The sequence below is a fragment of the Microcoleus sp. SVA1B4 genome, from assembly GCF_036700545.1.
Lineage (GTDB): Bacteria > Cyanobacteriota > Cyanobacteriia > Cyanobacteriales > Microcoleaceae > Microcoleus.
Genome location: NZ_JAUBPB010000025.1, coordinates 74,186 through 80,284, shown reverse-complemented (window position 1 = coordinate 80,284; position 6,099 = coordinate 74,186). Strand labels below are relative to the sequence as shown.

Genomic DNA, 6,099 nt, shown 5'->3' with positions numbered 1-6,099 from the left:
CCGCCCTTTCTGGACGGGCGGGACGCCCATCCCACAAGAACCATCAAAATTCTAAGTTATTTAATTCTCATTCCTAATATTCTGGACTGACACGCATATTTTTTTCGACCCGATTTATTGAGCCTAATAGTCTCAAGTAATGTTAGTCATGAGTCAGCCTATCTCTTCCTGTAAAATAACCGTTATCAAGGTTCTAGTGAGGAATGCAAGCCTTCATAAAACTCAGAGGACTTGTTGCATTCCTCCCTACAAAGCAATTTAATGGCGGTTGTTCGTTAGCGAAGCTTGCAGAAGAGGATCGCACATACCGATCATTCAGCAGGGAACAACTACCAAATAACACCAGCTTACAGCTAATAATCGTGACTGATGACTGTTGATTAACAAATATCGATCGCCATCAATTAACTATTGGATTGACAATTTTTATAAAATCTGGTTTTTTCTCCATCTCTGGCATATCAATAAACAGCGCGCACGTCTTCTCCAACATTGTTGTAACAGCCGGAACAATATCCCCCTATAAAACTTCTAAACAATCAAACTAACTCAGTTATGGCAGGGCAGCATAAAAAAAAGTTTTTGTCAATATTCAATTTAGGTGAAAGTTAGGTTAGGTGAAATTAGGAGCGATCCTCTTCTGCAAGCTTCGCCAACGACTCTCATCCGCACTCAGCGGGAAAGCTCGATCGCTGCTGCGGTTGGTTTGTGATATGAATTTGATGTGTGTGTGTACCAGGAGAATTTGAACGTGGAACCCTATAAAGAACGGAAACACCAGATAGTTTTTGCAGATTCACAAGTTAAAGATTGTGAAAGTTTAACAGAAACGGTCAATCCCGATACAGAAATTGTTATTCTCAAAGCCGATCGCGACGGGATGGAGCAAATTGCCGAAACACTGAAACAGCGGCAAAACATTGCAGCCGTCCACATTTTGTCTCACGGCGCAGCAGCCAGCTTGCAACTGGGAGCAACAGAACTAAATCTGTGCAACATTGAAAGCTACCGCAATTATTTAGAAACATGGTTTGCTTTGCCACCAGCCGAAACAAACTCGAACTCTTCAATTACAGCTAAACCCGAAATTCTGCTTTACGGTTGCAACGTCGCCGCCACAGAAGCAGGTGTCGCTTTCGTCCAAAGGCTGAGCCAGCTCACGGGGGCAAATATTGCCGCTTCAGACAACTTGACCGGTAGTGCCGCCTTGGGTGGAGATTGGGAACTCGAAGTAACTACGGGCAACATAGAAACACCTTTAGCATTTTCGGCTGAGGCGAGGGAAGCTTACAGTGCAGTTTTAGCAACCTTTACCGCTACCGACTTTACCAGTCTTAACAACGCCATCCTTTTTGCTAATGTCCTGCCGGATGCGGATGATATCAACATCACTGGTCCTATCACATTCACTCCCGGACAAGTTCTGCCTGTAATTACTAACCCTGTTAACTTTGTTGGCAGCACTACAACTGGGATTACGATCGACGGCGGTGGTAATAGCCGAATATTTTTCGTTGACACCACTGCCACAGTCACCTTATCTAACCTCACACTTCAAAATGGAGTAGCAATTGGCAAACCGGGAACACTTGGTGGTGGTGGCGCGGCTGGCTTAGGAGGCGCACTTTTTATCAACAAGGGTACTGTCCAAATTGACAGCGTTACCTTTGCTAGCAATAGAGCAACAGGTGGCGCAGGTGCAGCCGGAAACGGTGGCGCTGGTGGTAACAGCGACTTAAGCACTGGTAGCGTAGGCGGTACCCCTGGTGCGGCCGGGGCTGGTGGTCTTGGTGGTACTCCCAATGGTACTGGTGGTGATGGTGGCACCGCTGGTAATGGTAGCTCAGGCTTCCCTGGTGGCACTGGTGGCACTGGTGGCATTGGTGGTACTGGTGGAGCCACCAACGGCGCTGGAGGCAATGGTAGTGTTGGTGGTACTGGCGGTACTGGCATCTTCGGTGGTGGCGGTGGTGCTGGCGGGACTGGTGGTGCTGGCGGCCCTGGTGTTGGTACTGGTAACGGTGGTAATGGCGCTATCGGTGGTGCTGGTGGTGCTGGTGGTTTCGGTGGCGGTGGCGGCCCCGGTGGCCTTGGTGGTGCTGCTGGTACTGGTACTGTTGCTGGTGCTGCGGGTACTGTTGGTGTCGGCGGTGCTGGTGGCTTTGGTGGTGGCGGTGGTGCTGGAAGCACTGGTGGTGCTAGTGGCGGTGGCGGTGCTGGTGCTGGCGGTACTACTGGCGGTGGCGGTGGATCGGGTCTAGGAGGTGCTATTTTCCTCAATACAGGCGGCATTTTAAATGTCAGCAACAGCACCTTTAGCGCTAATACAGTGACAGGTGGTGCTGCTGGGGGCAACGGTACTGCCGGTCAGGGCTTAGGTGGCGCGATTTTTGTCAACACAGGTGCTACAGCTAACCTAGCGAATACGACCATTACCCTCAACACTGCCAGCACCAATAGCGGCGGTGTTTCCTACGCTGGGACTTTCAACGCCAACAACACAATCATCTCTGGCAATACTGGCGGTGCTAATCCTGACATTACAGGTAACGTCGTATCAACAGGTGCCAACAACTTAATTGGCGGTGCGGCTTTACTTGGCCCCCTGCAAAATAATGGCGGTGTTGTGCCAACCCACGCCTTACTTCTTGGCAGCCCCGCGATCAATACTGGCAACGCAGCCACCGCCCTCAACGCAATAACTGGTGCGGCTCTTACTACTGACCAACGTGGCACTCAGTTCGGTCAGCCCTATGCACGCACTGTCAACGGTACTGCTGACATTGGCGCTTACGAATACGGCCCCACTGTCACGGGTCAGAAATTTAACGACAGCAACGGTAATGGCGTTAAAGACGGCACTGATGGAACTGCCACAACTCCAGCGCAAAACTTTGTTATCTATGTAGATGACAACAATAACAATGCGCCGGACAGCACTGAAAAACAAACTACCGTCGCAATAGGCGGTACCTACACCCTTGCCGACACCAAGACTAACAGCCCGATTAAGGAAGTGGCAGTCACAGGTTGGGTGCAAACTCTCCCCGCTACAGGTGCAACTCCCTACAGCACAGGTGTTGCTGACGCTACGGGGCGAGACTTTGGCAACTTCAAACTGACATCGATCGCAGGCAAAACCTACACCGATCTCGCGGGCAACGGCTTCACGCCCGATGACACCGTATTAAACGGAATCACCGTTAACTTATACAAAGACACCAACAACAACAACACGCTAGAAGTCGGCACAGATACGGTTGTGGGCACTCCACAAACCACTGCGGGAGCCGGAGATTACACATTCGCGGATATCGGCCCCGGCAATTACCTGATACAAGCCACTGCCCCAGCCAACTCCACTATCTCTTTCCCCGCTGCCGCACTTCCCGTTACCGCCCAAAGCGGTACTCCCGTCACCGGTCAAAACTTCGGCATTTTCCAAAACATCACCGTTAGCGGCACCAAATTCACCGACCTCACAGGTAATAGCTTCTCTGCTGACGACACCCCCCTCAACGGCACTACCATTCGCTTGTTCAAAGATACTAACGATAACAGCACTTTAGATAGCGGTGATACGGAAATTGCCTCTCAAGTTACCGGTACAGCGCCAGCGGCGCCTGGGACGTATAGCTTTGCCAACGTCGGCTCCGGTCGGCACTTTGTGAGAGAAGACGTGCCGGATGGTTTCTCACAAACCGCCGGCCCGACTTTTTATCCAATTAACCCGGTCAGCGGCACAAACATTACGGCTCAAAACTTCGGCAATTTCCAACTAGGCAAAATCAGCGGGATCAAATTTAATGACCTCAACAAAAATGGCATCCAAGATGGGCCAGAAGAACCACCGCTAGGAGGCTGGACAATTTACTTGGATGCCAACGACAGCGGCAGCCAAGATGCAATACCAGGCGAAACAGGCACCAACGCCACCGTCACCGATGTCGCCGGTAAGTATCAGTTTACCAACCTGCCAGCCGGCACTTATACAGTGCGGGAAGTGCCACAAACCGGCTGGACGCAAACTGTACCCCCCGTCAACCCAGCTAGGCCTACTGTTCCCGGCGCGTTTACGATCGCCGTCACCAGCGGCACAGACTCCCAAAACAACAACTTCGGCAACTTCAAGCCCAACTCGATTAGCGGTCTGAAGTTCAATGACCTCAACACAAATGGCATCCAAGATGCGCCAGCAGAAACAGGACTACCCAACTGGCAATTCTTCCTCGATACCAACGATAACGGTACTCTCGACACTGGGGAACCGAACACCCTCACCGATGCCACCGGCAACTACAAATTCCTCGATTTGTCAGCCGGAACCTATAAGGTGCGGGAAGTCTTGCAGCCTACTTGGACGCAAACTACCTCCGACCCGGCGGACATCACTGTCACCAGCGGTCAAGATATCGCTAATATCAACTTCGGCAACTTCCAGTCGAGCACTATCAGCGGTCAAAAATTCAATGACCTCAACAACAACGGCGTTAAGGATGCCGGAGAATTGGGGCTAGCTAACTGGCAAATATTCCTCGACAGTATCACTCCCGATGGCATCTTTCAGCAGGGCGAACCGACTACCATCACTGATGCAGCGGGCAACTACACTCTGCGAGATATACCTGCAGGTACTTACCAGGTAAGGGAAGTCCAGCAAAACGGCTGGACGCAGACGACCCCTAACCCCGCTCCCGTTACGGTTAATCCCTCGGATAACATCACAGGCATTGACTTCGGCAACTTCCTGCCCCAACCGGGGGCGATCCGAGGTCTGAAGTTCCAAGACACCAACAACAATGGCACTCAGGATGCTGGAGAACCGGGTTTACCCAATTTCCAAATTCAGTTAACCAATGTCGTAGCTGGAACTGCTCCTGCTCCTGTTACTACTACCACAGACAACAGTGGCAACTACCTGTTCGCGAACCTAACGCCGGGAACCTACCGCGTCAGGGAAGTCAACCAAACTGGGTTTACCCAAAGCACACCCGACCCTGCCGACATCGCCCTAACTTCAGGCGCTATTGTTACGGGCATCAACTTCGGGAACTTCCCAGCGCCGCCGCCGCCGACGCCGACTCCGACGCCGACTCCGACTCCGACGCCGACTCCGCCGCCAGTGCCACTGCCACCTGTACCGACGCCGACGCCTGCACCTGCGCCGACGCCTGCACCTGCGCCGACGCCTGCACCTGCGCCTGCACCTGCACCTGCGCCGACGCCTGCACCTGCACCTGTAACGACGCCGACGCCTGCACCTGTACCGACGCCGACACCGACACCGGAACCTGTACCGACAGATTTGGTTTGCCCTGAGAACTTCCCCAGGATAGCTACTCCCACTGAACCAGGTACTCCGACCGCGGGTAATGTGATCAATGGCCCTAACGGGGACGATACGATCGTGGGTAGTGCCGGCAGTGACTCTATCTTCGGGTTGGGCGGCAATGATTTGATCTTTGGTCGAGGGGGCGGTGACTATATCAATGGCAATACGGCCAACGATACTGTCTATGGAGGCATCGATAGCGATACTCTCTTTGGTGGCAAAGGGTTTGACCTGATTTTTGGCGATCGCGGTAACGATACGATTTTTGGCAATCGTGGCAACGACTCTCTTTCTGGCGACGAAGGCAATGACTTATTGTACGGGGGCAAAGCCGATGACGTAATTTTGGGAGGCGCTGGCGACGATGTGCTCTTTGGCGATCAAGGCAATGACACTCTCTGCGGCGACGACGGTAACAATACCTTAATTGGGGGCAGCGGTGATGATTTGCTCTTTGGTGGCACCGGCGATAACTTGCTCTTTGGTGGTATTGGCAGCGATACTCTCGTCGGTGGCAGTGGCAGCGATGGTTTTGTCTTGTCAGCGGGGGGAGGAATTGACACGATTTTCAACTTCACTGCAGGAGTTGATTCGATCGAGTTGGTGGGAGGCTTGGACTTCAATCAACTGTCGTTAACCGAAACTAATGGCTCGACGGCGATCGGAATTGCCAACAGCGACCAGATTTTGGCTATACTGACGGGCGTACAGCCGAGCCAGTTATCGGCTCAGAGTTTTAACTTGCTGGTTTAGTCTGCCGATCAAAG

The 6,099-nt window shown here is 52.4% G+C and carries 1 protein-coding gene; it reads left to right on the top strand.

Annotation, left to right across the window (positions count from 1 at the left end; genetic code table 11):
* Nucleotides 1-751: 751 nt before the first annotated feature.
* Nucleotides 752-6,085: a DUF4347 domain-containing protein gene (locus QT987_RS14120; protein WP_333240944.1), complete on the top strand. Its 5,334-nt coding sequence runs from the start codon at nt 752-754 to the stop codon at nt 6,083-6,085.
* The last annotated feature ends 14 nt before the right edge of the window (nt 6,086-6,099 follow it).